Annotated in this window: 23 protein-coding genes; 11 read left to right on the forward strand and 12 right to left on the reverse strand. The window is 70.9% G+C overall.

Annotation, left to right across the window (positions count from 1 at the left end; genetic code table 11):
- Window positions 1-3: 3 nt before the first annotated feature.
- Both VLK66_RS00985 and trpS read right to left on the reverse strand, forming a co-directional pair.
- Complete coding sequence (locus VLK66_RS00985; protein ID WP_325307138.1) at window positions 4-354, reverse strand: hypothetical protein; 351 nt, start codon at window positions 352-354, stop codon at window positions 4-6.
- A gap of 204 nt (window positions 355-558) precedes the next feature.
- On the reverse strand, window positions 559-1,527 hold the full coding sequence (trpS, locus tag VLK66_RS00990) for a tryptophan--tRNA ligase (protein ID WP_325307140.1): 969 nt from the start codon (window positions 1,525-1,527) through the stop codon (window positions 559-561).
- A 347-nt stretch (window positions 1,528-1,874) separates the two neighbouring features.
- On the opposite strand from trpS, the gene VLK66_RS00995 reads away from it, so the two are divergent.
- The 7 genes from VLK66_RS00995 to VLK66_RS01025 all read left to right on the forward strand — a co-directional run bounded on the left by VLK66_RS00995 (window position 1,875) and on the right by VLK66_RS01025 (window position 9,012).
- Complete coding sequence (locus VLK66_RS00995) at window positions 1,875-2,825, forward strand: agmatinase family protein (protein ID WP_325307141.1); 951 nt, start codon at window positions 1,875-1,877, stop codon at window positions 2,823-2,825.
- 123 nt (window positions 2,826-2,948) lie between these two features.
- Entirely contained in the window at window positions 2,949-4,121 is a 1,173-nt protein-coding gene (locus VLK66_RS01000; protein ID WP_325307142.1) for a cystathionine gamma-synthase, read from the forward strand.
- A 29-nt stretch (window positions 4,122-4,150) separates the two neighbouring features.
- The gene (locus VLK66_RS01005) at window positions 4,151-4,654 is read left to right on the forward strand and encodes a hypothetical protein (RefSeq protein ID WP_325307143.1); all 504 of its coding nucleotides are present in this window, start codon (window positions 4,151-4,153) and stop codon (window positions 4,652-4,654) included.
- A 270-nt stretch (window positions 4,655-4,924) separates the two neighbouring features.
- Complete coding sequence (locus tag VLK66_RS01010) at window positions 4,925-5,434, forward strand: YfbU family protein (protein ID WP_325307145.1); 510 nt, start codon at window positions 4,925-4,927, stop codon at window positions 5,432-5,434.
- 77 nt (window positions 5,435-5,511) lie between these two features.
- A complete protein-coding gene (purD, locus tag VLK66_RS01015) occupies window positions 5,512-6,804 on the forward strand; it encodes a phosphoribosylamine--glycine ligase (RefSeq protein WP_325307147.1) in 1,293 nt (430 codons plus the stop codon).
- The gene (gene mutM / locus VLK66_RS01020; protein WP_325307148.1) at window positions 6,797-7,612 is read left to right on the forward strand and encodes a bifunctional DNA-formamidopyrimidine glycosylase/DNA-(apurinic or apyrimidinic site) lyase; all 816 of its coding nucleotides are present in this window, start codon (window positions 6,797-6,799) and stop codon (window positions 7,610-7,612) included. Before purD ends, mutM begins: the two co-directional genes overlap by 8 nt.
- A gap of 119 nt (window positions 7,613-7,731) precedes the next feature.
- Window positions 7,732-9,012, forward strand: coding sequence for a tetratricopeptide repeat protein (locus tag VLK66_RS01025; RefSeq protein WP_325307150.1), 1,281 nt, complete (start codon window positions 7,732-7,734; stop codon window positions 9,010-9,012).
- Between the two features lie 72 nt (window positions 9,013-9,084).
- On the opposite strand, the gene VLK66_RS01030 is transcribed toward VLK66_RS01025, so the two are convergent.
- The gene (locus VLK66_RS01030; protein WP_325307151.1) at window positions 9,085-9,306 is read right to left on the reverse strand and encodes a hypothetical protein; all 222 of its coding nucleotides are present in this window, start codon (window positions 9,304-9,306) and stop codon (window positions 9,085-9,087) included.
- Between the two features lie 374 nt (window positions 9,307-9,680).
- Here VLK66_RS01030 and VLK66_RS01035 point away from each other — a divergent pair, with 374 nt between their 5' ends.
- From VLK66_RS01035 to VLK66_RS01050, 4 genes are all read left to right on the forward strand, one after another.
- A complete protein-coding gene (locus VLK66_RS01035; protein WP_325307152.1) occupies window positions 9,681-10,763 on the forward strand; it encodes a GIY-YIG nuclease family protein in 1,083 nt (360 codons plus the stop codon).
- Between the two features lie 106 nt (window positions 10,764-10,869).
- Window positions 10,870-11,925, forward strand: a complete 1,056-nt coding sequence (locus tag VLK66_RS01040; RefSeq protein WP_325307154.1) for a metallophosphoesterase — start codon at window positions 10,870-10,872, stop codon at window positions 11,923-11,925.
- A gap of 532 nt (window positions 11,926-12,457) precedes the next feature.
- Entirely contained in the window at window positions 12,458-13,123 is a 666-nt protein-coding gene (locus tag VLK66_RS01045) for a metal-dependent transcriptional regulator (RefSeq protein ID WP_325307156.1), read from the forward strand.
- 68 nt (window positions 13,124-13,191) lie between these two features.
- Window positions 13,192-13,536 (forward strand): hypothetical protein, encoded by a 345-nt coding sequence (locus VLK66_RS01050; protein ID WP_325307157.1) that lies wholly within the window; start codon window positions 13,192-13,194, stop codon window positions 13,534-13,536.
- 86 nt (window positions 13,537-13,622) lie between these two features.
- Here VLK66_RS01050 and VLK66_RS01055 read toward each other — a convergent pair whose 3' ends face one another.
- The 9 genes from VLK66_RS01055 to VLK66_RS01095 all read right to left on the reverse strand — a co-directional run bounded on the left by VLK66_RS01055 (window position 13,623) and on the right by VLK66_RS01095 (window position 23,092).
- The gene (locus tag VLK66_RS01055; RefSeq protein ID WP_325307158.1) at window positions 13,623-13,847 is read right to left on the reverse strand and encodes a hypothetical protein; all 225 of its coding nucleotides are present in this window, start codon (window positions 13,845-13,847) and stop codon (window positions 13,623-13,625) included.
- Between the two features lie 11 nt (window positions 13,848-13,858).
- Window positions 13,859-14,392 carry a hypothetical protein gene (locus tag VLK66_RS01060; RefSeq protein ID WP_325307159.1) on the reverse strand — a complete coding sequence of 178 codons (534 nt, stop codon included), beginning with the start codon at window positions 14,390-14,392 and terminating at the stop codon, window positions 13,859-13,861.
- Between the two features lie 190 nt (window positions 14,393-14,582).
- The gene (locus VLK66_RS01065) at window positions 14,583-15,038 is read right to left on the reverse strand and encodes a GatB/YqeY domain-containing protein (RefSeq protein ID WP_325307161.1); all 456 of its coding nucleotides are present in this window, start codon (window positions 15,036-15,038) and stop codon (window positions 14,583-14,585) included.
- A gap of 216 nt (window positions 15,039-15,254) precedes the next feature.
- Window positions 15,255-16,160 carry a BON domain-containing protein gene (locus VLK66_RS01070; RefSeq protein WP_325307162.1) on the reverse strand — a complete coding sequence of 302 codons (906 nt, stop codon included), beginning with the start codon at window positions 16,158-16,160 and terminating at the stop codon, window positions 15,255-15,257.
- 87 nt (window positions 16,161-16,247) lie between these two features.
- Complete coding sequence (locus tag VLK66_RS01075) at window positions 16,248-17,294, reverse strand: hypothetical protein (protein WP_325307163.1); 1,047 nt, start codon at window positions 17,292-17,294, stop codon at window positions 16,248-16,250.
- A 621-nt stretch (window positions 17,295-17,915) separates the two neighbouring features.
- Complete coding sequence (locus VLK66_RS01080) at window positions 17,916-19,076, reverse strand: aminotransferase class I/II-fold pyridoxal phosphate-dependent enzyme (protein ID WP_325307164.1); 1,161 nt, start codon at window positions 19,074-19,076, stop codon at window positions 17,916-17,918.
- A gap of 151 nt (window positions 19,077-19,227) precedes the next feature.
- Window positions 19,228-19,725 (reverse strand): signal peptidase II, encoded by a 498-nt coding sequence (gene lspA, locus VLK66_RS01085; RefSeq protein ID WP_325307166.1) that lies wholly within the window; start codon window positions 19,723-19,725, stop codon window positions 19,228-19,230.
- A complete protein-coding gene (locus VLK66_RS01090; RefSeq protein ID WP_325307167.1) occupies window positions 19,722-20,342 on the reverse strand; it encodes a fumarylacetoacetate hydrolase family protein in 621 nt (206 codons plus the stop codon). The genes lspA and VLK66_RS01090 overlap by 4 nt, the downstream gene beginning before the upstream one ends.
- Before the next feature lie 191 nt (window positions 20,343-20,533).
- Window positions 20,534-23,092: a helicase C-terminal domain-containing protein gene (locus VLK66_RS01095; protein WP_325307168.1), complete on the reverse strand. Its 2,559-nt coding sequence runs from the start codon at window positions 23,090-23,092 to the stop codon at window positions 20,534-20,536.
- Between the last annotated feature and the right edge of the window lie 121 nt (window positions 23,093-23,213).

The following is a 23,213-nucleotide window of genomic DNA, read 5'->3' on the forward strand; positions in this document are numbered from 1 at the left end:
CCCTCAGAGCCGGTTGAGGTCCATGATGTCGCCCGGCATCACGTCGCCCTCGGCATCGTCGGGGTCCAGGTCGCGCTCGGTGCTGTCGCGGAAGTCGTCGGCCGCCTCGTCGCCCACCGAGTCGTAGAACGAGCGGAACACGGTGCCACCGCACTTCTCGCACTTCATCTCCGGCGGCGGCGGCTCGTCTTCGAAGAAGTAGTCCTTGCCGCACTTCTCGCAGACCAGCGTGAGCATGGTGCTGGGGCCGCCGTCCTGCGCGTCGCCTGCGGGGTTCTCGCGCGGCTGCTCGGTGGCCTGCTTCCCCGCGGCGATCGTGGTATCGTCGGAATCGTAGCGTTCTTCCACCATCATCCTCTCCTCAGCGTTCAGGTCACCGTGGCGAACGCACGGACCGTACCGGAAGTGCGGGAGTGCGGAAGTGCGTGAGTGCGTTGGTTTCGTGCCGCCCGCACCCGTTTCGCGATCGCCGCCACCCTCCCGGCCGCATCCTGCGAAACCTCGCGTGCCCGCGCCGAAACAGCGCACTCACGCACTCACGCACTTCCGCACTTCCTGTCAGTCGATCCCCACCGCCGCGCGCACCCTCGCCATCGTGCGCTCGCCCACTTCCCGGGCGCGCGCGGCGCCGTCGCGGAGGACGTCGTTCACGTAGTCCGGGCGCGCGAGGAGCTCCTCGCGGCGCGCGCGCATGGGGGCGAAGAACTCCCACATCGCCTCGAACAGGCGCTGCTTGAAGGTGCCGTAGCCCACGCCGCCGGCGCGGTGCTCGTCCTCCATCCGTGCGACGTCCTCCTTCGACGCGAACAGCTTGTACAGCGCCACGACGGTGGAGCCGGACGGGTCCTTGGGCGCCTCCAGCGGAGTGGAGTCGGTGACGATGGACATCACCCGCTTGCGCGTGGTCTTCTCGTCGCCGAAGAGCACGACGGTGTTGCCGTAGCTCTTGCTCATCTTCTGGCCGTCCAGCCCGGGAACCACGGCCACCTCCTCGCTGACCTGCGCCTCGGGGAGCTTCAGCGTGCCCTCGCCGTACGTCTCGTTGATCTTGATGGCGATGTCGCGCGTCATCTCCAGGTGCTGCATCTGGTCCTTCCCCACCGGCACCAGGTCGGCGTCGTAGAGCAGGATGTCGGCGGCCTGGAGGATGGGATAGGTGAAGAGGCCCACGTCGGCCGGCAGCCCCTTCTGCACCTTGTCCTTGTAGGCCACCGCGCGCTCCATCAGCGCCTTGGGCGTCACGGTGCTCAGGATCCACATCAGCTCCGCGTGCAGCGCGACGTCGCTCTGGCGCCAGAACACGGTGCGCGCCGGGTCCAGGCCGCACGCCAGCAGGTCGATGGCCGCCTCGCGGGTGTACTGCCGCAGCTCGGCGGCGTCGCGGGTACTGGTGAGCGCGTGCAGGTCGGCCAGGAAGAGGAAGACCTCGCCCTGCCCCTGCAGGTCGACCATGGGCCGGATGGCGCCGAAGTAGTTGCCCACGTGCAGCGTTCCCGACGGCTGCAGCCCGGTGAGGATGCGCTTCATTCCACGCTCTCGCAGATGACTCTGCCTCCCGCGCGGGGAGGCAGATGGGATGATGGTCGGTCGATTGGTACTCGTGCGTTCCTCCCTCCCCCCAGAACAGCTGGGGGGAGGGAAAGTCGTCGCGGCCTGCACGGATCAGCTCACTCGACTGGCGACAGTGTGCCGGAGGCGCACGAAAGCCGGGGTGCAGTCCCGCAGGGACTTGGTGCCGTTGTTGCCCCCGAATTCCATTCGGGGGAAGACAGCCGCGCCTCCCGCCGGCTTTTGTGGATTCGCCACGCACGGCCTAAGTTAGCGCGCGCCGGAAAGCCCCGGCAATACGCCGCATCCCCAGCCCGCGCCTTGCCGTGAGCGACGCCACGCCCGACCCGCTGGCCGCCTTCCGCGCCGTCCCCGCCCCGCCGGACCCGCGCGCGTCCACGCTCCTGCGCCCGCCCCACCCGCCCGAGGAGGGGGAAACGGTGGTGCTCGGGCTTCCGTACGACGGCGGCATCCCCACGCGGCCCGGCGCGCGCTTCGGGCCGAAGGCGATCCGCGAGGCGCTGGCCGCGTTCGGCACGTACGACGGCGACCGCGAGGTGGCGAACGCGAGCGACTGGGGCGACCTGCCGCTCCCGACGATGAACGGCGCCGAGGCGCACGCCCGCATCGAGGCCGCCGCCCACGAGGTGTTCGCCGCCGGCGCGCGCGCCATCTTCCTCGGCGGCGACCACGGGTGCACGGGGTCGGTGATCCGCGGATTGGCGGCGGCGCGACCGGGGCTGAGGCTGGGGGTGATCAGCATCGACGCGCACCTGGACGTGCGCGAGTACGCGGACGATGCGTCGCTCTCCAGCGGCACCCCCTTCCGCCGCGCGCTCGAGTCGGGGATCGTGGAGGGCGGGCGCGTGGCGATGATCGGCATCCGCCGCTTCGCCAACTCGCGCTATTACCTGGACTGGGCGCGCGAGCGGGAGATCACCCTCATCACCCTGGACGAGCTGGCGGTGAAGGGCGCCGTGAACGCCGCGAAGGCCGCCCTCTACGCCGCCACGCGGGATGCCGACGCACTGTATCTGTCGATCGACATGGACGCCGCCGACGCCGCCTTCGCCCCCGGCGTGAGCGCCACGGGGATCGGCGGCCTGACCGCGCGGGAGATGATCGACATCGTCACCACCATCGCCAGCCACCCCAAGCTGATCGGCGCGGACGTGATGGAGCTGTCGCCGCCGTACGACCACGACGCGCGCACGGCGAAGCTGGCCGCGCGGCTGGTGCTGGAGCTGCTGGCGGGGCGGACTGCGACGGCGCCGTAACCCCGGAGCCCTCCCCCGCACTCTCGCGCTTCCGTACTTCCGTACTTCCGTACTTTCGTACCCCGCCGAAGGCGGGCTATCTTCCGCCCACTCGAAATCACCCGAAACGGAAGACCGCCCGACATGCTGCCCGACCACCGCAACGACACGCAGAACCTGGGCTTCGGCACGCGCGCTATCCACGCGGGACAGCGGCCGGACCCCACCACCGGCGCCATCATGACGCCGGTGTACCAGACCAGCACCTACGTGCAGCCCGAGCTGGGCCGCCACCTGGGATACGAGTACGCGCGCACCCACAACCCCACGCGCGAGGCGCTGGAAGGCAACCTGGCCTCGCTGGAGGGGGGGAAGCACGGGCTGTCGTTCGCGTCGGGGCTGGCGGCCACCGACACGCTGATGAAGCTGTTCTCGGCGGGCGACCACATCGTCTGCGGCGAGAACGTGTACGGCGGCACCTACCGGCTGTTCAACCAGGTGATCAGCCGCATGGGGATCGAGTTCAGCTTCGTGGACTCGTCGTCCGTCGACGCCATCCGCGCGGCGCTGCGGCCGAACACGAAGCTGGTGCACGTGGAGACGCCCACCAACCCCATGATGGGCATCACCGACATCCCCGCGGCGGCCGAGGTCGTGCACGCGGCGGGCGCGCTCCTCTCCGTCGACAACACCTTCGCCTCGCCCTACAACCAGCAGCCGCTGGCGCTGGGCGCGGACGTGGTGATGCACTCCGTGACCAAGTACCTGAACGGGCACTCGGACATGGTGGGCGGGGTGCTGGTGGTGAACGACGACGAGATCCACGAGCGGCTGCGCTTTCTGCAGAACGCGGCCGGCGGCGTTCCCGGGCCGTGGGACTGCTGGCTGGTGCTGCGCAGCACCAAGACGCTGCACGTGCGCATGGCCGCGCACAACGCCAACGGCCTGCGCATCGCGCAGTGGCTGACGGAGCAGCCGAAGATCGAGAAAGTGTACTACCCGGGCCTTCCCTCGCACCCGCAGCACGAGCTGGCCGCGCGGCAGATGCGGGGCTTCACGGGAATGATCACGGTGGAGACGGGGTCGCTGGAGGCGGCGCGGAAGTTCGTGAACGGCGTCCGGATCTTCTCGCTCGCCGAGTCGCTGGGCGGCGTGGAGAGCCTGATCGGCCACCCGGCCAGCCAGACGCACGCCTCCATCCCCGCCGAGCGCCGCAACGCGATGGGGCTCACCGACGGCATCGTCCGCCTCTCCTGCGGCATCGAGGACGTAGACGACCTGATCGCCGACCTGGAGCAGGCGCTGGCGGCGGTCTGACGATGGGGCGGGCGCGGGGCGGGATGCGGATGCTGGCCGCACTCGCGCTCCTCGCGCCCGCGCTGGCGTCGTGCTCGCGCGCGGGCGGCGGAAGCGAGGCCCGGGCGAATCCCCCGGCGGACAGCGCGCGGCTGGACGAGCGGTGCCCGCGGGGAGATGCCGGGCCGCCCCGCTGCTCCGTCTACCCCGCGTCGCTCGTGGAGCTGATCGCCCGGCCGGAGCGCTTCGACGGAAAGCGCGTGCAGGTGACCGGCTTCGTGCGCATCGAGTTCGAGGGGAACGCGATCTACCTCTCGCGCGAGGACTGGGAACACGGCCTCTACCGGAATGGCCTCTGGATAAACCCGCCGGACTCGCTGCGGATTCGCGGGGCTCCGGCCGGGTACATGATCGTGGAGGGCACCTTCCGCGCGGCCAACCGCGGCCACATGGGATTGTGGAGCGGCGCCATCGTCCAGGTCATGCGCATCGATCCGTGGAACGCCACCTCCGCGCCACCGAAGATCGAGAACGCCCGCGCGAACGGCGGCTGACGGATCCCATCCGGCGACGGGACCGGCGGGCGAGTGACGGAGGGCTCGGCATGCGATGAGTATCGCGGATTTTTTCTCCAGGCCCCACTCCGCGGCTCGCGCGCGGATGCCCGTCTCCGCTTCTCCCTGATCGAGCAGTTTGGGGACGATGGCCCGCGCGCGATTCCATCGAAGCGAGCGGAAATCTGGACCGCGCCGCCGCGCATCGTTACCTCTTCCCCATCCCCCTCCTCTTCCCGCCCACCCGCGACGATCCCGGAGAACCCCACGATGAAGCTTTCCCGCTCGGAGCGCTGGATCCTGGCCAACCAGTACCGCATCCTGGCCGCGCTGGAGCCGGACCAGGCTGCCACGCACCGCGGCAATGCCGAGGCGCTGGAGCGCGGCTACGCCAACGCCATCGACCGCCTGTCCGCGCACATCGTGCGCGACGACACGAACCGCAAGGAGAGCGACGAGGTCGACGAGATCCTGTCGATGTTCGACGCCGTGCAGCGCGCGTACCGGACGCTGGAGGACAACTTCGGAATCGACGCGTGGCGGGTGAGCTTCCCCGGCTTCGACCGCGCGACGGAAGAGGACTACCTGGGGTACGCGCACTTCTCCCTTTCGCACGAGGGGCGCTACCCGAACATGGTGACCGAGGCCAGTCTGGACGCCGGCCGCCCGATGCTGCGCGACTACCGCCGCATGGTGGACGAGTGGAAGAAGCGCGGCGGCAGCGCCGAGCTGGAGCGCCAGGACGTCATCGCCATCCTGAACGCCCGCAAGGAGAAGTAGCCGCTGGGGCGATTGTTCCGCCCGCGGCGGCGCGCTATCATCCCCGCCCCAGCGAAGCACCAACCGGGTGAGGCGGATTGAAGATCCTGATCGTAGGCAACGGCGGGCGCGAGCACGCGCTGCTGTGGAAGCTGCGCCGAGACGCGCCGGACGCGGAGTTCTTCGTCACCCGGGCGAACGGGGGGATGACGGGCGCCACCTCGCTCCCCCTGGCGCCGGGCGAGCTCCAGGCGCTGGCCGCGTGGGTGGAGACCAACGGCGTCGACTTCACCGTCGTGGGCCCCGAGGCGCCGCTGGCCGAGGGGATCGCCGACCACTTCCAGGCGCACGGGCTGGCCGTGTTCGGCCCCTGCAAGGCCGCTGCGGAGATCGAGAGCAGCAAGGCGTTCGCGAAGGGGCTGATGCAGCGCCACGGCATCCCCACCGCCGCGTTCGCCTGCTTCGACGACCTGGCCACGGCGGAGGCGTACGTCCGCGCGGCGGAAACGAAGCTGGTGGTGAAGGCGTCGGGACTGGCCGCCGGCAAGGGCGTGGTCGTAGCCGAGGACGCGCACGAGGCGCTGGAGGCGGTGCGCGAGATGCTGGCGGGGAGCGCGTTCGGCGTCGCCGGCCGCGAGGTGGTGATCGAGGAGCGGATGACGGGCGAGGAGCTGTCCGTCTTCGCGCTGACGGACGGGACGCACGTCACGGCCATGATCCCCGCCCAGGACCACAAGCGCGTGGGCGAGGGGGAGACGGGGCCCAACACCGGGGGAATGGGCGCGTACGCCCCCGTCTCCATCGCCACGCCGGAGCTGATGGCGCGGGTGCAGACGGAGATCCTGGAGCCCACCGTGGCCGCGATGGCGGAAGAAGGGCGCAGCTTCTCCGGGCTCCTCTACGCGGGATTGATGCTGACGGAGACGGGCCCGCGCGTGGTGGAGTTCAACTGCCGCTTCGGCGACCCGGAAACGCAGGCGGTCCTCCCCCTTCTCCGCTCTTCCCTCCTGGACCCGATGCGGGAGATCGCCCGCGGCGGGAGCATCGAGGGGCTCACGCTCGACTGGTCGGACGGCGCCGCGGCCACCACCGTGCTCGCCAGCGCGGGGTACCCGGGCGACTACCGGAGCGGCGCGGAGATCGGCATCCCCCCCGGCCTCGAGTCTTCCGGCGACGTGATCGTCTTCCACGCGGGGACGAAACGCGAGGCGGACGGGCGGCTCGTCACCGCCGGCGGACGCGTCCTCGCCGTCACCGCGCTGGCGCCGAGCGTAGCCGAGGCGGCGGAGCGGAGCCGCGCGGCCGCCGAGCGCATCCGCTTCGACGGGCGCCAGTTCCGCCGCGACATCGGGTGGCGGGAGATCGGCAGAGCGGAGGGCACCCATGCCTGAGCTTCCCGAAGTCGAGACCATCGTCCGCGGGCTGGCGGCGAGCCTCCCCGGCGCGGAGATCCGCTCGGCCGAGGTGCTGAAGCCGGACCTGATCGAGGGCGAATCCGCCGCGTCGTTCGCGGACGCGCTGGCCGGGCGCCGCATCGCCGGCGTGGCGCGGCGGGCCAAGAACATCGTCATCGACACCGGCGGCGAGTACCTGCTGGTGAACCTGGGGATGACCGGCCGCCTCTTCATCGCCCGCCCCGAGGACCCGGCGCCCACGCACACCGGCGTCCGCTTCCACCTGAAGGACGGGCGCGAGCTGAGGTACCACGACGTGCGCCGCTTCGGCCGGCTCTGGCGCATGCAGCCCGACGAGTGGGCGGCGTGGGAGGCCGCGCTCGGCATCGAGCCGCTGTCCGACGAGTTCACCGCGAAGTGGCTGTACGAGGCCACGCGGCGCTCGCGCGTGGCCATCAAGGTGTGGCTGATGGACCAGAAGCGCGTGGTGGGCGTGGGGAACATCTACGCCAGCGAGGCGCTCTTCCGCGCGAGGGTGGACCCCCGCCGGTCCGCCGACGAGCTCACGCGCCCGCAGGCGAAGCGCATCCGCGAGGGCGTGCGCGACGTGCTGGCCGAGTCGATCGAGTTCCGCGGCACCACGCTGCTGGACTACCGCGACGCCGAGGGCGAGCCGGGCGAGTTCGTGCGGCGGCTGCGCGTGTACGACCGCGAGGGCGAGCCGTGCGTGGTGTGCGGCCGGCCCATCCGCCGCATCGTGCAGGGGGGCCGCAGCACCTTCTTCTGCGCCCACGACCAGCGCTGACCGGAGCCCGGAACCCGCCCCAAGTCTGGCGTTTCTGGCGTGTTGCATTATCTTTGCACCCAGTGGCATCCGCACGAGCACGTTTCCTCCCTCTCCTGACGCTCCCAACAAGCCCAACCATGAGACAACGCAAGTTCAAGGCGCCACCGAGAAAGACCACTCGCCGCTGGCGCGTGCCCCCCGCGCTCACCCACGGCGACACGGACGCGTTCGAGGGATTGAGCGTTCTCGACGAGATTACCGGCGATCTGGGGCTGGTGCTGTGGCAGTCGCTGCGTGACTCCATGCTGTGGGGCCGGGCCGGGAAGGCGGAGCGTGAAGCTCTTTTCACGCCGGGAGCGGACCGGTCGCGCGTGGCCGAGATCATGACCGCGGGCGCGCCGGAGGAGCTGGAGGAGCCGCTGAAGACGATGGCGGCCATGCTGGGCGCTCCCGCCACGGCCCGCGAGGAGACGGTTTCGCTGGCGTGCCGGCAGGTGGCGCGCTGGGCGGAGGACCGCGGGCAGCTGGCGGCGGCGCTGGCCTACGCGCAGGCCGCGGCGGTGGTGAACCCGGCCGATCCGGCCACGGCGTACGCGGTGGGCCGCCTGGCGCGGCGCCGCGCCGAGCACGCCCGCGCGGAAACCTGGTTCCGCCGCACCATCGCGCTGGCGCGGCAGGCGGGCGACTGGCCGACCTACGCGCTGGCCTTCAACGGGCTGGGGAACCTGTACGTGCTGCGCGGCAACTTCCCCGCGGCGCGCCGCTTCTTCATCCGCGCGCTTCGCGCCGCCGGGCGCAACTCTCTGCACGACATCGAGGGCGCGGCGCTGCACGACCTGTTCGGCATCGCCATCGAGACGGGGAACACGAAGGAGGCGCACGAGCTGGCCCGCGCCGCCTTCCTGGCCTACGGCCCGCACAACCCCAAGCTGGCCCGCCTGGCCCACGACGTGGCGTACTTCTGGACCACGCAGGGGTACTTCGACCGCGCGCTGGCCGTGTTCAAGTCGCTGCTCGAGCACTTCTCCGACACGGCGATGCAGGTGATGCTGTTCGGCGACATGGGCCGGGCGGCGGGCGGTGCCGGTGACCGGGAGACCTTCCAGTGGGCGTGGGACGAGATGGCGGAGATGGTGCGCCAGAACCCCGGGAACGACACCACCGCCCGCGCGTACCTGGACCTGGCCCACGGCGCGCTGAGCCTGGGCGCCTGGGAGCGCGCCGACGACGCGGCGCAGCGCGCGCTGGACGGCGCCACCCGCCGCGGCGACGGCAAGACCCGGCTGACGGCCGAGACGGTGATCGACGCCGCGCGCCGCCACCAGCGCGCCGAGGTGCGTACCGCGGCCGAGCGCGACGAGTGGAGGGAGGCGGCCGAGGCCCTGGCCACGGACTTCGTGCACTCGCTCACCAGCTGAGCCGGGGCGGCAGAACCCGAGGTCGTATCCCGAGCGCCGGGCGCGGACGAGATCCGCGCCCGGCGCTCGTTTTCAATTCCCCGATCCCGCCACCTGCGTTTTCCCGGTGGTGTCCGGAGGGGCGGGAGAGGGTGGAGTGGAAGTGGTGGTCGTGGTCGGCGTGGAGGTGGCCGCGTCATTCGTGCGCGCGGGTGCCGCGCGTGGCGCATCGGGCGCGGTCACGCGCGGCGCGTCGCACGCGGCCACGGCCGCCGCGAGCGCCGCGGCCGCGAGGGCGAGACGGATCAGCTTCATGGGGGCCATCCTTGGTGCGGTGGGTATCGGGGGGCGAGCTGCTCTTGCCCCGAAGTCTAGCAGCGGAAGCGGCAGAATGCGACGCTTGGTCCGTCTGAATTCGTTCCTAATGCGACGTTGTAAATGGCACATCTGGCTATATCAGCGCAGATCCACCTCGGTTCACTCTGTCCTGTAATCTCCATTATTTGTTGAGCTTTCGCCATCTTTGCGAGTGTAACCAGCGTACATCAGTTCTACACATTAACCGACTATACTTTCGTATACGAACCGGAGACCCCCACCCTCCCTGTGAAGCTCCTTTCGGCCGACGGGCGAAGACGCTAGGTTGGCGAGGTTCGGTTTTTCTTCTTCGCAGTCCGCTTGTCCGCAACGTGGCACGTAAGTCCCGCTCCCATCCCCTCCGCGACGCCGTGGGCGACGCGCGCAACCGCCCCGGCATCTACCGCATGCTGGACGGGAACGGCGCCGTGCTGTACGTGGGGAAGTCGAAGTCGCTGCGGACGCGGCTGCTCTCGTACTTCCGCGCCAGGCGGGGGGAGAAGGGACACCGCATCCTGAGCGAGGCGGCGGGGCTGGAGTGGGAGTACCAGCCCAGCGAGTTCGCGGCGCTGCTGCGCGAGCTGGAGCTGATCAAGCGCCACCGGCCGCTGCTGAACGTGCAGCACAAGCGCGACGGCCGCTGGTCGTTCCTGAAGCTGGCTCCCGGCCCCGCGCCGCGGCTGTACGTGGTGCAGACGGTGAGCGACGACGCGGCCAGCTACTACGGCCCCTTCCGCGGCGGCAAGCGCGTGGTGGAGGCGGTGCGCGAGCTGAACGACGCGCTGGGGCTGCGCGACTGCCCCACCGGGACGCCCATCCGCTTCGCCGACCAGCCGGACTTCTTCTCGTTCGAGCACACGCCGCGCTGCCACCGCCACGAGCTGCGCCTGTGCCTGGGGCCGTGCGCCGGCGGGTGCAGCCAGGAGCAGTACCGCGCCCAGGTGGACACCGCGCGCGCGTTCCTGGGCGGCACCGCCGACGAGCCGCTGCGGCGGCTGAACGAGCGGATGCAGGCGGCGGCCGACCGCTGGCAGTACGAGGTGGCGGCCTCGCTGCGCAACCGGCTGCAGCGGCTGGAGCGGCTGCGCGACGAGTTCCAGGAGCTGCGCGAGGCGCTGGATTCACTCACCTTTCTCTACCACGTGCCCGGCGCGGACGGCGACGACCGCGTGTACCTGGTGCGCCGGGGAACGGTGCGGGCGGTGGTGCCCATGCCCAGGGGCGGCGCGGAGCGGCGGCGCCTGCAGCGGCTGTGCGACGAGCACTTCGGCCGCCCGGAGCCGCAGAGCGCGCTGGTCGCGCGGCACCAGGTGGACGAGATCCTGCTGGTGGCGCGCTGGTTCCGCCTGAACCCGGCGGAGATGGAGCGCACCCGCCCCCCGGCGCGCGTGGACGCGCTCCCGCTCAGCGCGTAGCTTTCCCCCTTCACGGCGCGTGGCACTGCGATTGCGCGCTGGCGGTCCGCCGCCGGCGCGCGGCTTTGCTTTTTCAACGACCCGGACGGGAACGGCCTTGACGAGGATGCCTGGGACCCGGCGCCCGCTCGCGGCGGCCGCGCTGCTGGCGCTCGCGCTGGCGGCGTGCAACCGCGGCGGCAGACAGATCGACCTGACGAACGCGCAGGAGGACTCGGCGGCGGAGAACCCCGCGCAGGTGTACGGCGTGGCCGCCGCGCGCAACGTGGTGGTCACGCCGGTGGAGATCGAGGTGCCCGAGCTGCCGCCCGGGTGGAGCGGGCTGAAGATCGCCGCGATCAGCGACTTCCAGCTGGGGCTGTGGCCCGACAACGAGCGGGTGGCGCTGGCCGCCGCGCAGGCCGCCGCGGGCACCGGCGCCGAGCTGATCGTGCTGCTGGGCGACTACGTGGCCCGCGGCGACGACTACGCGGCCATCGACCGCGTGCTGGCGCCGCTGAAGGGGCGCACGGTGATGGCGGTGCTGGGGACCGCCGACGAGACCGAGGACACGCAGGGGAACCCCGACAGCGCGCGCATCAAGACGGTGGCGGCGCTGGAGCGCAGCGGCGTGAAGGTGCTGCGCGACGCCTTCACGCGCTTCTCGCGCGGCGGCGACACGGCGTTCGTGGTGGGACTGGAGCCCTACCTCGCCCGCCGTGCGGACTGGAAGAAGGCCGAGATCTTCAACGCGCTGCCGGACGGGCCGCACGCCATGCTGGCGCTGGCGCACATGCCGGTGACGGCGGCCACGGTGCCCGAGGAGAAGTTCCCGGTGATCCTGTCCGGCCACACCTTCTGCGGGCCGGTGGAGGTGCCGGGAACGCCGCGGCTGGCGTGGTTCAACACCACCGTCCTGCCGGGGACGCGCGACCCGGCGAAGACCCGGATCTGGCGGCTGCGCGGAAGCACGCTCTTCGCCACCTGCGGCATCGGGTACAGCTACGTGCCGGTGCGCTTCGGGCACCCGCCGGAGGTGGCGCTGATCACGCTGCGCGCGGTGGGACCCGCCCCCGCGAAGGCCGACAGCGCGAAGGCGCAGCAGGCCAACGTGGACTCGCTGATCCAGGTCTTCCAGCAGCGCGACACGACCAAAGGCGACAGCGCGGGGGCGACGCCGTAGGGAAGTGCGGGAGTGCGGGAGTGCGGGAGTGCGGAAGTGCGGGAGTGCGGGAGTGCGGGAGTGCGAAAACGAGGGGGGATGAAGGACAGGACGGGCGGCGAGATTCGGATCTCGCTGCCCGGTTTTCGTGGAGATGACGAGGCCGCGCGGATCAGCCGGGCCGCAAAGGCGAATGAATTCGCGGCAACAACGGCCCGAAGTCCACCTTCGCGGACTCGCTCGGGGAGATCCGCGCGACTGGGGAGGATCCGCGCACGCGGCACTGCCAGGTTCTTCGCGCGACGAGGCTTGCGTGAGGGATGCGCGCCCGGAGGGCCGGGACGGCGCCGCGCGTGGGAGGATGCCGGCAAAACGCGCCGGATGCACGGCGCGGCGGTGGCCCGGCGCGGTTGGCAACGGTCGTATCGTTGCCTACCGCGCGCGCAGCCCGGTTTGGCGCCTCGGCGCCAAACACGCCCGAACCCCGCCGTTCCAGTCCTTGACACGCCCGAATCCCCGCCAGATGTTCGGTCCACACCTGAACCGAACCCCGATGTATACGCCGGTCGTCGAGGACTACCTCAAAGCCGTCTGGATGCTGCAGCAGCAGGAGTCGCCCGTGTCGACCTCGCGGATCGCGGAGCGGCTGGGGCTGACGGCGGCGGCCGTGACGGCGATGGTGAAGCGCCTGGACGAGCAGGGGCTGCTGCGCCACGAGCCGTACTACGGCGTGCGCCTGACCGCGCCGGGGGAGCTGGCGGCCCTGCGCATCATCCGGCGGCACCGGGTGCTGGAGCTGTTCCTGGCCGAGAAGCTGGGCTACGAGTGGGACCGCGTGCACGACGAGGCCGAGCGCCTGGAGCACGCCGCCAGCGACGAGCTGATCGAGCGCCTGGCCCGCCTGCTGGGCGAGCCCGAGCGCGATCCGCACGGCAACGCGATCCCCAGCGCGAGCGGGGAGATGGACACCGGCCGCTACCCGTCGCTGGGCGAGCTGGAGCCGGGCGAGCGCCGCCGCGTGCTGGAGGTGGAGGTGGAGGAGCCCGAGCAGCTGCGCTACCTGGGCTCGCTGGACCTGTACCCGGGCGCCGAGGTGCGGGTCACCGGCCGCTCGCCCTTCGAGGGGCCGGTGCAGCTGGAGGTGAACGGAAGCCCGCAGGTGATCTCGCACGCGCTGGCGCAGCGCATCCGCGTGCGGCCGGAGCCGGGCGGCGGCTGAGGCGTGGCCGGGGATTTGCGCCTGTCCGGGGGAAAACCAGGTCCGCCAAAACGGGAGGGGATAGGGCGATGAACACCACGTTCAAGGTGCTGCTGGGCGCGGCCGCCGGGGCGGCGATCGTGCTGGCGTTCCGCGACTTCGAGAATGGCGGGTGGCTGCAGCCGGCGGTTCCCGGCGGGCGCTGGCCCGAGGGCGGCGACCTGCTGCTGGAGGACGAGGACGACGAGGCCGACCTGCTGGAGGAGCCGATCCTGGGCTACGACGGGATGGACCGCGACAGCCTGGTGGACTGGCTGGACGACGCCGACCTGGACGAGCGCTCGCTGCTGCGCATCCGGCGCTACGAGGTGGCCAGCGAGAACCGCGAGCCCGTGCTCGACAAGATCGACGACCTCCTCGCCGCGTTCGGGTAACGCGGACCACACTGAGGGCGTAAAACGAAGCAGGCCGCTACCGGAGAGATGGTGGCGGCCTGCGGACTTTCAGCAGCGAATCGAGTTTACTCGGCGAGCGTCAGGTCCTCGAGCGGAACCTCCCATTCGTCCATGCTGTCTTCGATGCCGTCGAAGATGGGACGAATGCGCATGATCCGGCGCGCGTTGAAGCCCCCGCGCATGCCGCGATCTTCCACGACCACGGCGTCGATCGGGCCCCACGGCTGGTGGTAGACCACGCGGCTCCCCGCCCGGATATCCGTCGAACTGCGAGCCTTCGCTCTGCTCATGATGATTTCTCCTACCACGGAGCGATGCCGGTGATGCTCTCCAAGTATAGCCGAAGGACAGCGTCGAAGTCCACCGCCAGACAGTCGCATGCCGTGCGCCACGCGCGAACGTCCCTGATCCGAATGGTTTCGCGCCCACGGAGCTGAGGGTTGCGGAAATCCTGGTGAGCGAACGCGTTTCTCCAGCGGTTCAACGCTTCCAGCTTCTCCCGGCGTGCGGCCGTCCTCGGATCTTTCTGGATGGCCGACTTCCAGAGATCAAAGCCGAACCGTCCGAAATCGGCGGCGATGTTCGTCGGGTTCGCGTTCCCCGAATTCAGCCGGATTGCCGCGGGAAGTGCCGCATTGAATACGGGTGCGAGCGCCGCGAACGGCGGGTGCGTCGCCAGCGCGTCAATCGAATCCGAAAACAGGTCGCGGCAGAAGCGCTGGAACTGGGATGCGAGGAGCACCACGTATGCCTGGTTGACCTGCTGGCGCGCGAAGGTGCGGGCGCGGCGCGCGCCGCCGACCACCGCGTGCGCGGCTTCGAGCTCGTCCAGCACCTTGCGGCTGCGCGTCTGCCACGCGCGAAGCGCTCGCGACGACATTCATGCCCGGGGCGAATGGGACGGGAAGGCTCAATGCAGTCTTTGAAGTGCGCGGAATGTAAGTAGTCTCTCGTCGAAAGTAAACAGCGCCCGCGGACGCATCGAAGGCCGTCCGCGGGCGCTGCTGTTCTGGCGATCGTGCTCGCTACGCGGCCAGCTCTTCGCGGGCGATGCGGTTCAGCTCCTTGCCGTCGAACTGGCCCTTCGTCTTCGGGGAGACGGCCTTCATGACACCGCCGATGTCCTTTGCCCCGGCGCCGATCGCCTCGCGGACCATGGCGCGGACGGCGTCTTCCGTGAGCTGCGGGGGGAGATACGCCTGCAGGATCACGGCTTCCTGCTCCTCCTTGGCCGCGAGCTCCTCGCGGCCGCCGGCGCGCATCTGCTCGGCGGCCTCGCGGCGGCGCTTGATGGCGGTGGTGGCCACGCCCTGCACGTCGGCGTCACCCAGCTCGTGGCCAAGGTCGATCTCCTTGTTGCGGATCTCGGAGAGGAAAGTGGTCAGCACCGTGGTGCGCAGCTTGTCGCGCTCGCGCCGCGCGGCGTTCAGGTCGTCGCGGATGGTGTCCTTCAGCGTGCCCGCCATTGGTCGCCTCGTCATCAGTAGGTTCGGGCGGCGGAATCTACTCCGGACGCGCGGCGATGCAATCCTGAACGGCAGGCAACTCACGGAGGACACGGAAGGCACGGAGGCGATGGAGATCAACGGATCATCCATCTCCGTATCCTCCGTGACTGACCACCCGTACGACAGCGGCCCCTCGCCCGGATGCCGGGCGAGGGGCCGCTGTTCATCTGCCCGATCGAACCCGCCGGATCAGCTTTCGTCGGCGTCACGGGGGCGGGCGCCCTGCCACTCGGCCGAGTGCGGCTTCGAGGGCACGTCGGCGGCCTCCATCTCCAGCTCCAGCCCCGGCGACAGCCCCTCGCCCACGCGCGACCGCGAGTTCAGCGCCTGCGGCTGCTCGGGCGCGGGAACGGCGTGCTTGCCGTAGGGGTCCTGGTTGTCGAGCTCGTCCTCGCTGTAGTTCGTGGGGTTGGGGTCGCCGGTGCCGGGGCGCGAGCCCACGCGCGGCTGCGAGTGCGCCAGCTCCTCGTCCTCGAACTGCGCGCGGTCGCTCTGCTCCAGCGCCACCTCGCGGAGGTGCTGCGAATCGTCGCCGGCGGGATCGGTCTCGTCGCCCTGCCGCCTCCGCCCCATCCCGATGTTGCGCCCGGTCCACTCTCCCGACATGTGCCCCTCCCATGCGGTGGACTCGCCGGCGCGCCCGGTGCGGCGCGCGTCCTCGTCCACGTCCATCCGGTTCACCACCGTGTCCACCCCCTCCACCCCGCGCGCCGCCCGCACCGCGCGCTCCGCCTCGTCGGCCGAGTACACCGTGCCCGAGAGCTCGATGATCCCGCGGCTGATGCACCCCACGTCGATGCCGCGCTCGGCCAGCACGGGATCGTGCAGGAAGGCCTCGATGACGGCGTCCTCGAGCCCGCTCAGCTGCAGCGTCTCTTCCTCGCCGCGGCGCAGGTTGGCGGGGCCCCAGCGCCCGGCCATGTCGCGGGCGCGGTCGCGCAGGCGCGCGCCGGCCTGCCGCACGGGCTCGGGCGCCGCCGGCATTCCCCCCCGGCTCAGGAACACGCCGAGCGCCAGCCCGCCGGCCGCGCCAAGGGCGAACAGCAGCGCCTCGCCCAGGTCGGTTTCGTTTCGATCACGTGAGTTGTGTGCCATGCTCCCCCTTTCCCGATCCGTTTCGCGACGCTCGTCAAAAAGGTCGCTCGCAGGCGGGCCGGGGGTGCAAGTCGCGTTCCGGCGGGGTCAGCGGTTGCTGCCCGAGGGCTGGGAAGAGGAAGGCGGGGAGGATGACGAGCCGTCGCCGGACTGCTGGCGCCTGCGGCGCTCCTCGTCCTGGCGCTGGCGGGTGGCGCGGGTGCGCTCGCGGAAGTTGCGGTCGCGGTCGGTGTCCTCGGCCTGGCGGTCGATCTCCGTCCGCTGGCGGGACTGGGCGCGCTCGGACTCTTCCTTGTCGCGGTCCACGTGGATGGGCGGGGCGATGCGGGTGGGAAGCTTCTGCCCGGCGATGATGGGCACGCCGCCCTGGCCCAGCCCCCACTCGCGGCCGTTTTTGTCGCGGAAGGTCCAGTTGTGGATGCGGCGCTGGCGCTCGGCCTCGGCGGCCACCGAGTCGTTCCAGGTGCCCAAGACCGAGCCCAGGTGGTCCATGTAGCGCTCGTGCTCGGTCTTCTGCCGCTCCGGAACAGCCTCGGGGCGCACGATCAGCCGCCGGTCGCCATACCCGGCGCCCAGGGGCCCGCCCGCCACGTCGCCGCCGATGGCGTTGCCGCCGGCGCCGGGAGCGCCGCCCGGCTGCGCGCCCGCCGGCCCGCGCGCACCGCCGCCACGCGGCGCGGCCGGGATTCCGTTGGGAACGCTGGTCGGGAAGCGCTGCAGCCCCGGCAGCCGCGCGACGGCCGAGTCCATCGCGGCGGCGCTGACCCCCTGCGCGCGGGCCGCGGCCGCGGGTGCGGCGGAGAGGGGCGCGCCGGTGGAGGGCACCTTCGTGGGCCACTCGCCCACGTCCAGGTAGCTGACCTTCTCGGCCTGGTTCTGCCCCGCCTGCCGGGATTCGCGGCCGCGCGTGGCCTGGTCGATCCCCATCACCAGCAGCACCGCCAGCACCACGTGCACGCCCACCGAGAACAGCACGCCCCCGCGCGTAACGCGCAGCCCGCCGCGGCGGCTCTCATGGCCACGCAGCGGCGGGCGGCTGGGAAGCACGGGCGCCGCCGGTCCGGTTCCGGCCACGGGGGGCGGAGCCAGCTCGGCGGGAAGCACGGGCGGAGGGGAGAGCGTGGCGGGGCTCATGTGAAGCTTCTACTCCCCCCTGGAACTTCGGTTCCGGCGCGGCACCAGCCTTAACCAACCGCTTACGAGGCGCGGCGAGCGGCATATCTCAGACGACACGAGCAGGCTGCGGGCTGTCAATCGCGTCATCAGGCAGAGCGATCACCGTCACCGAGCAGAGCGATTACCGTCACCGAGCAGAGCGATCACCGTCATCAGGCACGGCAGAATAGCGCGCGCCGCGGAACAAGGAAGTGCGGTGAAACGCGGCGGGGAGTGGGGCGAAGATTGGGGTGGAAAATGCGAGTGAACTCGCGGCTACAACGGCACGCAGTCCGCCTTCGCGGACTTCATTTCGGTGCGGGGAATAACTCTGGGGCGTCATGTCCGGCATCCCGAGAAACGCCGGTGCGATTCGTCTGCTGACGTGCTCAGCCGGCGATAGATCCTTCGGCCTGCAAAGTCTTGCGTGATGCAAGTTGCGCCGTGGCCGGCCTCAGGATGACGTCAACGGGGAGTGCGCGGGAACAACGCTTTTGCGGTTCTCCCTCCCCGCCCGTCATCCAATCCTATCCCAAAAAACACCAGCGTCCCTCCACCAGAAGCAGGAAGGGACGCCGGAGATCGCCATCTGCCCAGCCGTCACACCATCTTCGCGATGCGCTCGGCGCCTTCGCGGAGGCGGTCTTCGCTGGTGGTGAGGGCGACGCGGAAGAAGCCCTCGCCGCCGGGGCCCAGCGACTTGCCGGGGAGCACGGACACGCCCTGCTCCAGCAGCAGCCGCTTCGCCCACGGCTCGCTCTCCACGCCAGCGGGGAGCGGCACCCAGAGGTACATGCTGGCGGCGGGTTTCGGCAGGTCGAAGCCGGCGGCGCGGAAGGCGTCCCACGCGGCGTCGCGGCGCGCCTGGAAGGTGGCCACGTTGCGCGGCACCCACTCGCCGTGCGAGCGCAGCGCCGCCACGCCCGCGTGCTGGATGCTGAACGGCACGCCCGTGTCCGCGAACGTCTTCACCCGCGTCACCGCGGCGATCAGGTCGGGATTCCCCACCGCCCAGCCGATCCGCCACCCCGTCATGTTGTACGTCTTGGACAGCGAGTGGAACTCGATCGCCACCTCCTTCGCGCCCGGGATCTCGAGGATCGACGGCGGGAGATAGCCATCGTACGCGATCTCGCTGTAGGCGTTGTCGTACGCCAGGATCACGTCGTGCTCGCGGCACCACGCGACCGCCTTCGCCAGGTACTCGCGCGGGGCGATGGCCGCGGTGGGGTTGTTCGGGTAATTGAGGTAGAGAATGCGCGTCCGCCGCACCACCTCTTCCGGAATCTCCCAGAACGGCACCAGGAAGTCGTGCTCCGGCCGCAGGGGAACGAGGTGCGGCTCCCCGCCGGCGAGCACGGTGCCGCCCAGGTACGCCTGGTAGCCGGGGTCGGGAATGATGGTCACGTCGCCCGGCTCCAGGAAGGCGAAGGGGAGATGGTAGATCCCCTCCTTGCTCCCGATCAGCAGCGCGATGTCGGCCATCGCGTCCACCTCCAGCCCGAAGCGGCCGCCCATCCACCGCGCGATCTCCTCGCGGAAGGGGACGAGGCCCAGCTGGAAGGGATAGCGCGAGTTGGCGGGGTCGCACACCGCCTGCTGCATGGCCTGCACGGCGGCCGGGGGCGGCGCCAGGTCGGCGTCGCCGGTGCCCAGGTCGATGACGTCGACGCCGCGGGCGCGCAGCTCGCGCTTGATGCCGGGGACCTCGGTGAGCGGGTACGGCGGAAGGCTGCGGAAGCGGCGCGCGAGCTCGGGCATGGGGATCCGGACCGGTTTGACGGACGTGCGAGTGAGATAACCGAAGTCCTAAGTGCTAAGTCCTGAGTCCCAAGTCTGCCAGATCACGCCTCAGCGCTCGCGCCAACCTGTTCCACTCAGGACCCGGGACTTGGGACTCAGGACCTTCCTTTCAACCTTCCGCCGGCGCCGCGGGGCCGTGCGGCGGCTCCGCGGCGAAGATCATCCGCACGGCCAGCATCACCGCGCCGATGGTGATGGCCATGTCGGCCACGTTGAAGATGAACGGGAACCAGCGCACCTGGATGAAGTCGGTCACCCACCCGTTCATCACCCGGTCGCCCAGGTTCCCCAGCGCCCCGGCCATGATCAGCACCGCGGCCAGCCGCACCAGCGAGTCGCGCGTCTGCTGCGCGATCCGCGCCGCCACCGCGATGCCGATGGACGCCGCGGCGACCAGGAGCGGAAGGCGGAGGTACTCCGGCAGCCCCTGCGCGAACGAGAAGGCGATCCCCGGGTTGCGGGCGTGCGCCAGCCACAGCCACCCGTCGATCACCGGGCGCTGCCCGTACAGGTGGATGTGGTTCTGCACCAGGAACTTGGTGAACCAGTCGGCGGCCACCACGGCGAACAGCGCCAGGGCCAGCCAGCGGCGTCGGTACAGCTTCATGCGTGCTTCACGGGGTTGCGGACCACTCCCACGCCGGGAATCTCGACCTCCACCAGGTCGCCGTCGTGCAGCGGGCTGACGCCCGCGGGGGTGCCGGTGGCGATCACGTCGCCGGGCTCCAGCGTCATCACGCCGGAGATGTAGGCGATGAGCTGGGGGATGGAGAACGCCATCTCGCCCACGCGGCCGTGCTGGCGGACCTCGCCGTTCACGCGGCAGACCACCTCCAGCGCGTCGCGATCGACGCTGTCCAGCGGCACCATCTTCCCGATGGGGCAGAAGGTGTCGAAGCCCTTGGCCCGCGTCCACTGGCCGTCGGTCTTCTGCAGGTCGCGCGCGGTCACGTCGTTCAGCGGCGCGATCCCGGCCACGAAGTCCCACGCTTCGGGCGCGGGCACGTGGCGCGCGCGCCGGCCGATGACCACCGCGATCTCGCCCTCGTGCTCCACCCGCTCGCTCTCCGGCGGAAGGACGACGGCGTCTCCATCGCCCACCAGCGACGACGGCGGCTTCAGGAAGATGAGCGGTCGCTCGGGAAGCTCGTTCCCCAGCTCGCGCGCGTGCTCCAGGTAGTTCCTGCCGACGCAGACGATCTTGGAGGGACGGGGGAGATCCAAGGCCGGTTGGCGCAGTTGAGGTTCGTCGATCGGCCGCCGTCTCCGCGTCGCCCCGTCAAGGGCGAATGAATTCGCGGCAACAACGGCCCGAAGTCGGCCTTCGCGGACTCGCGCCCCGGCATCCGGGCGCATCACCGGCTGGTTCGCGGGGACGCGGAAAAGAAACCCCAGGCGCGGTTTTGTTCCCTCGCTCACCCCGCGGCGCGGCGCTCCTGGCGCTCGCCGTAGAAGTTCAGCATCGCCTGCTTCACCGTGGCCCACGGGCCCTTCACCAGCGGCGCGTCGGGGAGCGAGTCCAGGAAGTAGCGGCCGTAGCTCTTCCGTACGATGCGCCCGTCCAGCACCAGCACCACCCCGTGGTCGTCCGCCGAGCGGATCAGCCGCCCGAAGCCCTGCTTCAGGCGGATGGCGGCGTGCGGGAGCATGTAGTTCCAGAACGAGTTGCCGCCCGACTGCTCGATGGCCTCGATGCGCGCGGCGGTCACCGGCTCGCTGGGCACCTTGAACGGGAGCTTGGGGATGACCAGCCCGCGCAGCGGCTGGCCGGGAACGTCGACCCCCTCCCAGAAGCTCGTGGTCCCCAGCAGGATCCCCCGCCCCGACGCGGCGAAGCGCTCCACCAGCTGCGCGCGCGGCGCCTCGCCGTGCACGAACAGCGGCCACTCGTTGTCGATCCTCCGCGCGCGCAGCTCGTTGGCCACGTGGCGGAGCGCGCGGTAGCTGGTGAAGAGGACGAACAGTCCGCCGTCGCTGATCTTGGCGTGCTCGATGGTCGCGCGCACCGTGGCCTCGTCGTGGCGGGGATCGCGGTCCCCCGCGGGGAGCGGCAGGTCCATCGGCACGGCGAGCAGCGACTGGCGCCCGAAGTCGAAGGGCGAGGGGAAGATGGCTTCGTCCACCCGGTGCTCGTCGGCGAAGGGGAAGCCCAGTCCCAGGCGCTGGCGGACGAAGCGGAAGTTCCCCTGCGTCGCCAGCGTGGCGGAGGTGAGGATCACCGTCGGCACCTGCTCGAAGACGGACTCGCGGAGGACGTCGGCCAGGTCCAGCGGCGCCGCGTTAAGGGTGAGGTTCCCTTCCCGCCCCTCGCGCTCGGGCTGGCGCTCGATCCAGCGCACCATCCTGATGTTGTCATCCCCCGGGCGGAGCGCCTGGCGGAGGGCGTCGCCGGCGCCGTCCACGCGGTTCATCGCCCCGCGCAGCTCCACCAGCTGAGCCTCCATCTGGCGCTGCATGTCCTCGTCCACCGTCACCCGCTCGCGCAGCAGCTCCATCGCCTCGCGCAGCGACTTCAGGTTGTCGAGCACGCCGGTGAGCGCGTCGTCCAGCCCCAGCGTCCACACCGGGTGGCTGGCGAATGAATCCTCCAGCCGGATCGTCTCCTCGCCCCCGCCGGTGAACAGGTCGCCCAGGAAGGAGAAGACGCTGGCCGCGCGGTCCCGCGCCCCGTCGAGCGCGGGGAAGATGCGGTGCTCGATGACGTCCAGCGCGCTGCGGGCGATCAGGTCGTTGCGCACCGCCTTCAGCGCCGTGGCGAAGGCGGGGATCAGCCCCTTGCCGCGGTTCTCCAGCCGCCGGAGGATGCGGAACAGCCCGCGCCGGGTGATGCGCGCGCCCAGGTGGCTGGTGGCCGCCTCTTCCAGGTTGTGCGCCTCGTCCAGCACCAGCCGCTTGTAGGTGGGGAGCACGGCCGGCGCGGTGTAGTTTCCCAGCGCGCGGCGCACGGCCAGGTCGGAGAAGAGGAGGTGATGGTTGACGACCAGCACGTCGGCGGCCGAGGCCTCGCGGCGCGCGCGCTGGTAGAAGCAGTCCTCGAAGTGCGGGCACTTCACGCGCAGGCAGACGTCGGTCTCGCTGGCCACCTCGTCCCACACCTCGGCCGAGGGGCGGAACGACAGGTCCGAGAGCGAGCCGTCCTTGGTGGTCTGCAGCCAGTCGACGATTCCCGTGAGCTCCGCCTGCTTCTGCGCGTCGAAGAGCTGCGTGGAGCTCACCTTGGCCAGCAGCGCGCGGCGGATGGAGACGTAGTTGGCGCGCCCCTTCACCAGCGCGTACTTGAAGGGCTCGCCCAGGGCGCGGCGCAGCAGCGGCAGGTCCTTTTCGACCAGCTGCTCCTGCAGGTTGATGGTGTTGGTGGAGACGACGGTTCGCTCGCGGTTCTCCAGCGCCCAGCGGATGGCGGGAAGGAGGTAGGCCACCGACTTCCCGGTCCCCGTTCCCGCCTCGGCGATGCCCACGCCGCCCTCGTTGTACAGCTCGGCGATCATGCGCGTGAGCGCGCGCTGCTGCGGCCGGTCCTCGTAGCGCGGATGGCCGATGGAGAGCGGCCCGCCGGGCCCCAGCTCGTCGGCCACCGCGTCGGCGTCGATCGGCTGGTTGTCGCCCGGCTCGGGCGGCTCCAGGACGACGTAGAGCTCCGACGCGTCGTTGTCGATGATCGCGAACCCCAGCCCCTGCTCGAAGAGCCGCGCGGCCACGGAAAGGTCCGCCTCCGACGGCTGCAGCACGCCCGAGGGGTGGTTGTGGACCAGCAGCCCCGGCTGGGGGATCTCCTTCTCGCGGATCAGCGCCAGCACGGCCCCCGCGTGCCCGCGGGCGATGGTGCGCGGCTCCTCGACCGAGCCGCCCTCGCCCACCCTGCACACGAAGCACACCTCGTTGCCGCGCGCCCGCGCGATCTCGCTGCGGATGCGGGCGGCGGCGGCGGGCGACAGGAACAGGTCGACGGCGGAGCGCGGGGAGGCGGGCTTCATGGGGTGGAAAGATAACGAAGATCGGCCCCCGGCGCCGCCCTCGCCGCGCGTCCCCGGCTCGGTCGTTTCAGCCGTCTCCCCAAACTGCATGAATCACACGGAGGAACCGGAGGGAACGGAG

It is taken from the genome of Longimicrobium sp., assembly GCF_035474595.1.
Lineage (GTDB): Bacteria > Gemmatimonadota > Gemmatimonadetes > Longimicrobiales > Longimicrobiaceae > Longimicrobium.

What these genes read in the sequence shown, in the direction of transcription:
- VLK66_RS01010 (WP_325307145.1), top strand. Translation starts at nt 4,925, where the DNA reads ATGAAGCTTTCCCGCTCGGAGCGCTGGATCCTGGCCAACCAGTACCGC.
- VLK66_RS01025 (WP_325307150.1), top strand. Translation starts at nt 7,732, where the DNA reads ATGAGACAACGCAAGTTCAAGGCGCCACCGAGAAAGACCACTCGCCGC.
- VLK66_RS01030 (WP_325307151.1), bottom strand. Translation starts at nt 9,306, where the DNA reads ATGAAGCTGATCCGTCTCGCCCTCGCGGCCGCGGCGCTCGCGGCGGCC.
- VLK66_RS01000 (WP_325307142.1), top strand. Translation starts at nt 2,949, where the DNA reads ATGCTGCCCGACCACCGCAACGACACGCAGAACCTGGGCTTCGGCACG.
- VLK66_RS01055 (WP_325307158.1), bottom strand. Translation starts at nt 13,847, where the DNA reads ATGAGCAGAGCGAAGGCTCGCAGTTCGACGGATATCCGGGCGGGGAGC.
- VLK66_RS01040 (WP_325307154.1), top strand. Translation starts at nt 10,870, where the DNA reads ATGCCTGGGACCCGGCGCCCGCTCGCGGCGGCCGCGCTGCTGGCGCTC.
- VLK66_RS01045 (WP_325307156.1), top strand. Translation starts at nt 12,458, where the DNA reads ATGTATACGCCGGTCGTCGAGGACTACCTCAAAGCCGTCTGGATGCTG.
- VLK66_RS01005 (WP_325307143.1), top strand. Translation starts at nt 4,151, where the DNA reads ATGCTGGCCGCACTCGCGCTCCTCGCGCCCGCGCTGGCGTCGTGCTCG.
- VLK66_RS00985 (WP_325307138.1), bottom strand. Translation starts at nt 354, where the DNA reads ATGATGGTGGAAGAACGCTACGATTCCGACGATACCACGATCGCCGCG.
- mutM (WP_325307148.1), top strand. Translation starts at nt 6,797, where the DNA reads ATGCCTGAGCTTCCCGAAGTCGAGACCATCGTCCGCGGGCTGGCGGCG.
- VLK66_RS01080 (WP_325307164.1), bottom strand. Translation starts at nt 19,076, where the DNA reads ATGCCCGAGCTCGCGCGCCGCTTCCGCAGCCTTCCGCCGTACCCGCTC.
- VLK66_RS01065 (WP_325307161.1), bottom strand. Translation starts at nt 15,038, where the DNA reads ATGACGAGGCGACCAATGGCGGGCACGCTGAAGGACACCATCCGCGAC.
- VLK66_RS01050 (WP_325307157.1), top strand. Translation starts at nt 13,192, where the DNA reads ATGAACACCACGTTCAAGGTGCTGCTGGGCGCGGCCGCCGGGGCGGCG.
- VLK66_RS01070 (WP_325307162.1), bottom strand. Translation starts at nt 16,160, where the DNA reads ATGGCACACAACTCACGTGATCGAAACGAAACCGACCTGGGCGAGGCG.
- lspA (WP_325307166.1), bottom strand. Translation starts at nt 19,725, where the DNA reads ATGAAGCTGTACCGACGCCGCTGGCTGGCCCTGGCGCTGTTCGCCGTG.
- VLK66_RS01075 (WP_325307163.1), bottom strand. Translation starts at nt 17,294, where the DNA reads ATGAGCCCCGCCACGCTCTCCCCTCCGCCCGTGCTTCCCGCCGAGCTG.
- trpS (WP_325307140.1), bottom strand. Translation starts at nt 1,527, where the DNA reads ATGAAGCGCATCCTCACCGGGCTGCAGCCGTCGGGAACGCTGCACGTG.
- VLK66_RS01095 (WP_325307168.1), bottom strand. Translation starts at nt 23,092, where the DNA reads ATGAAGCCCGCCTCCCCGCGCTCCGCCGTCGACCTGTTCCTGTCGCCC.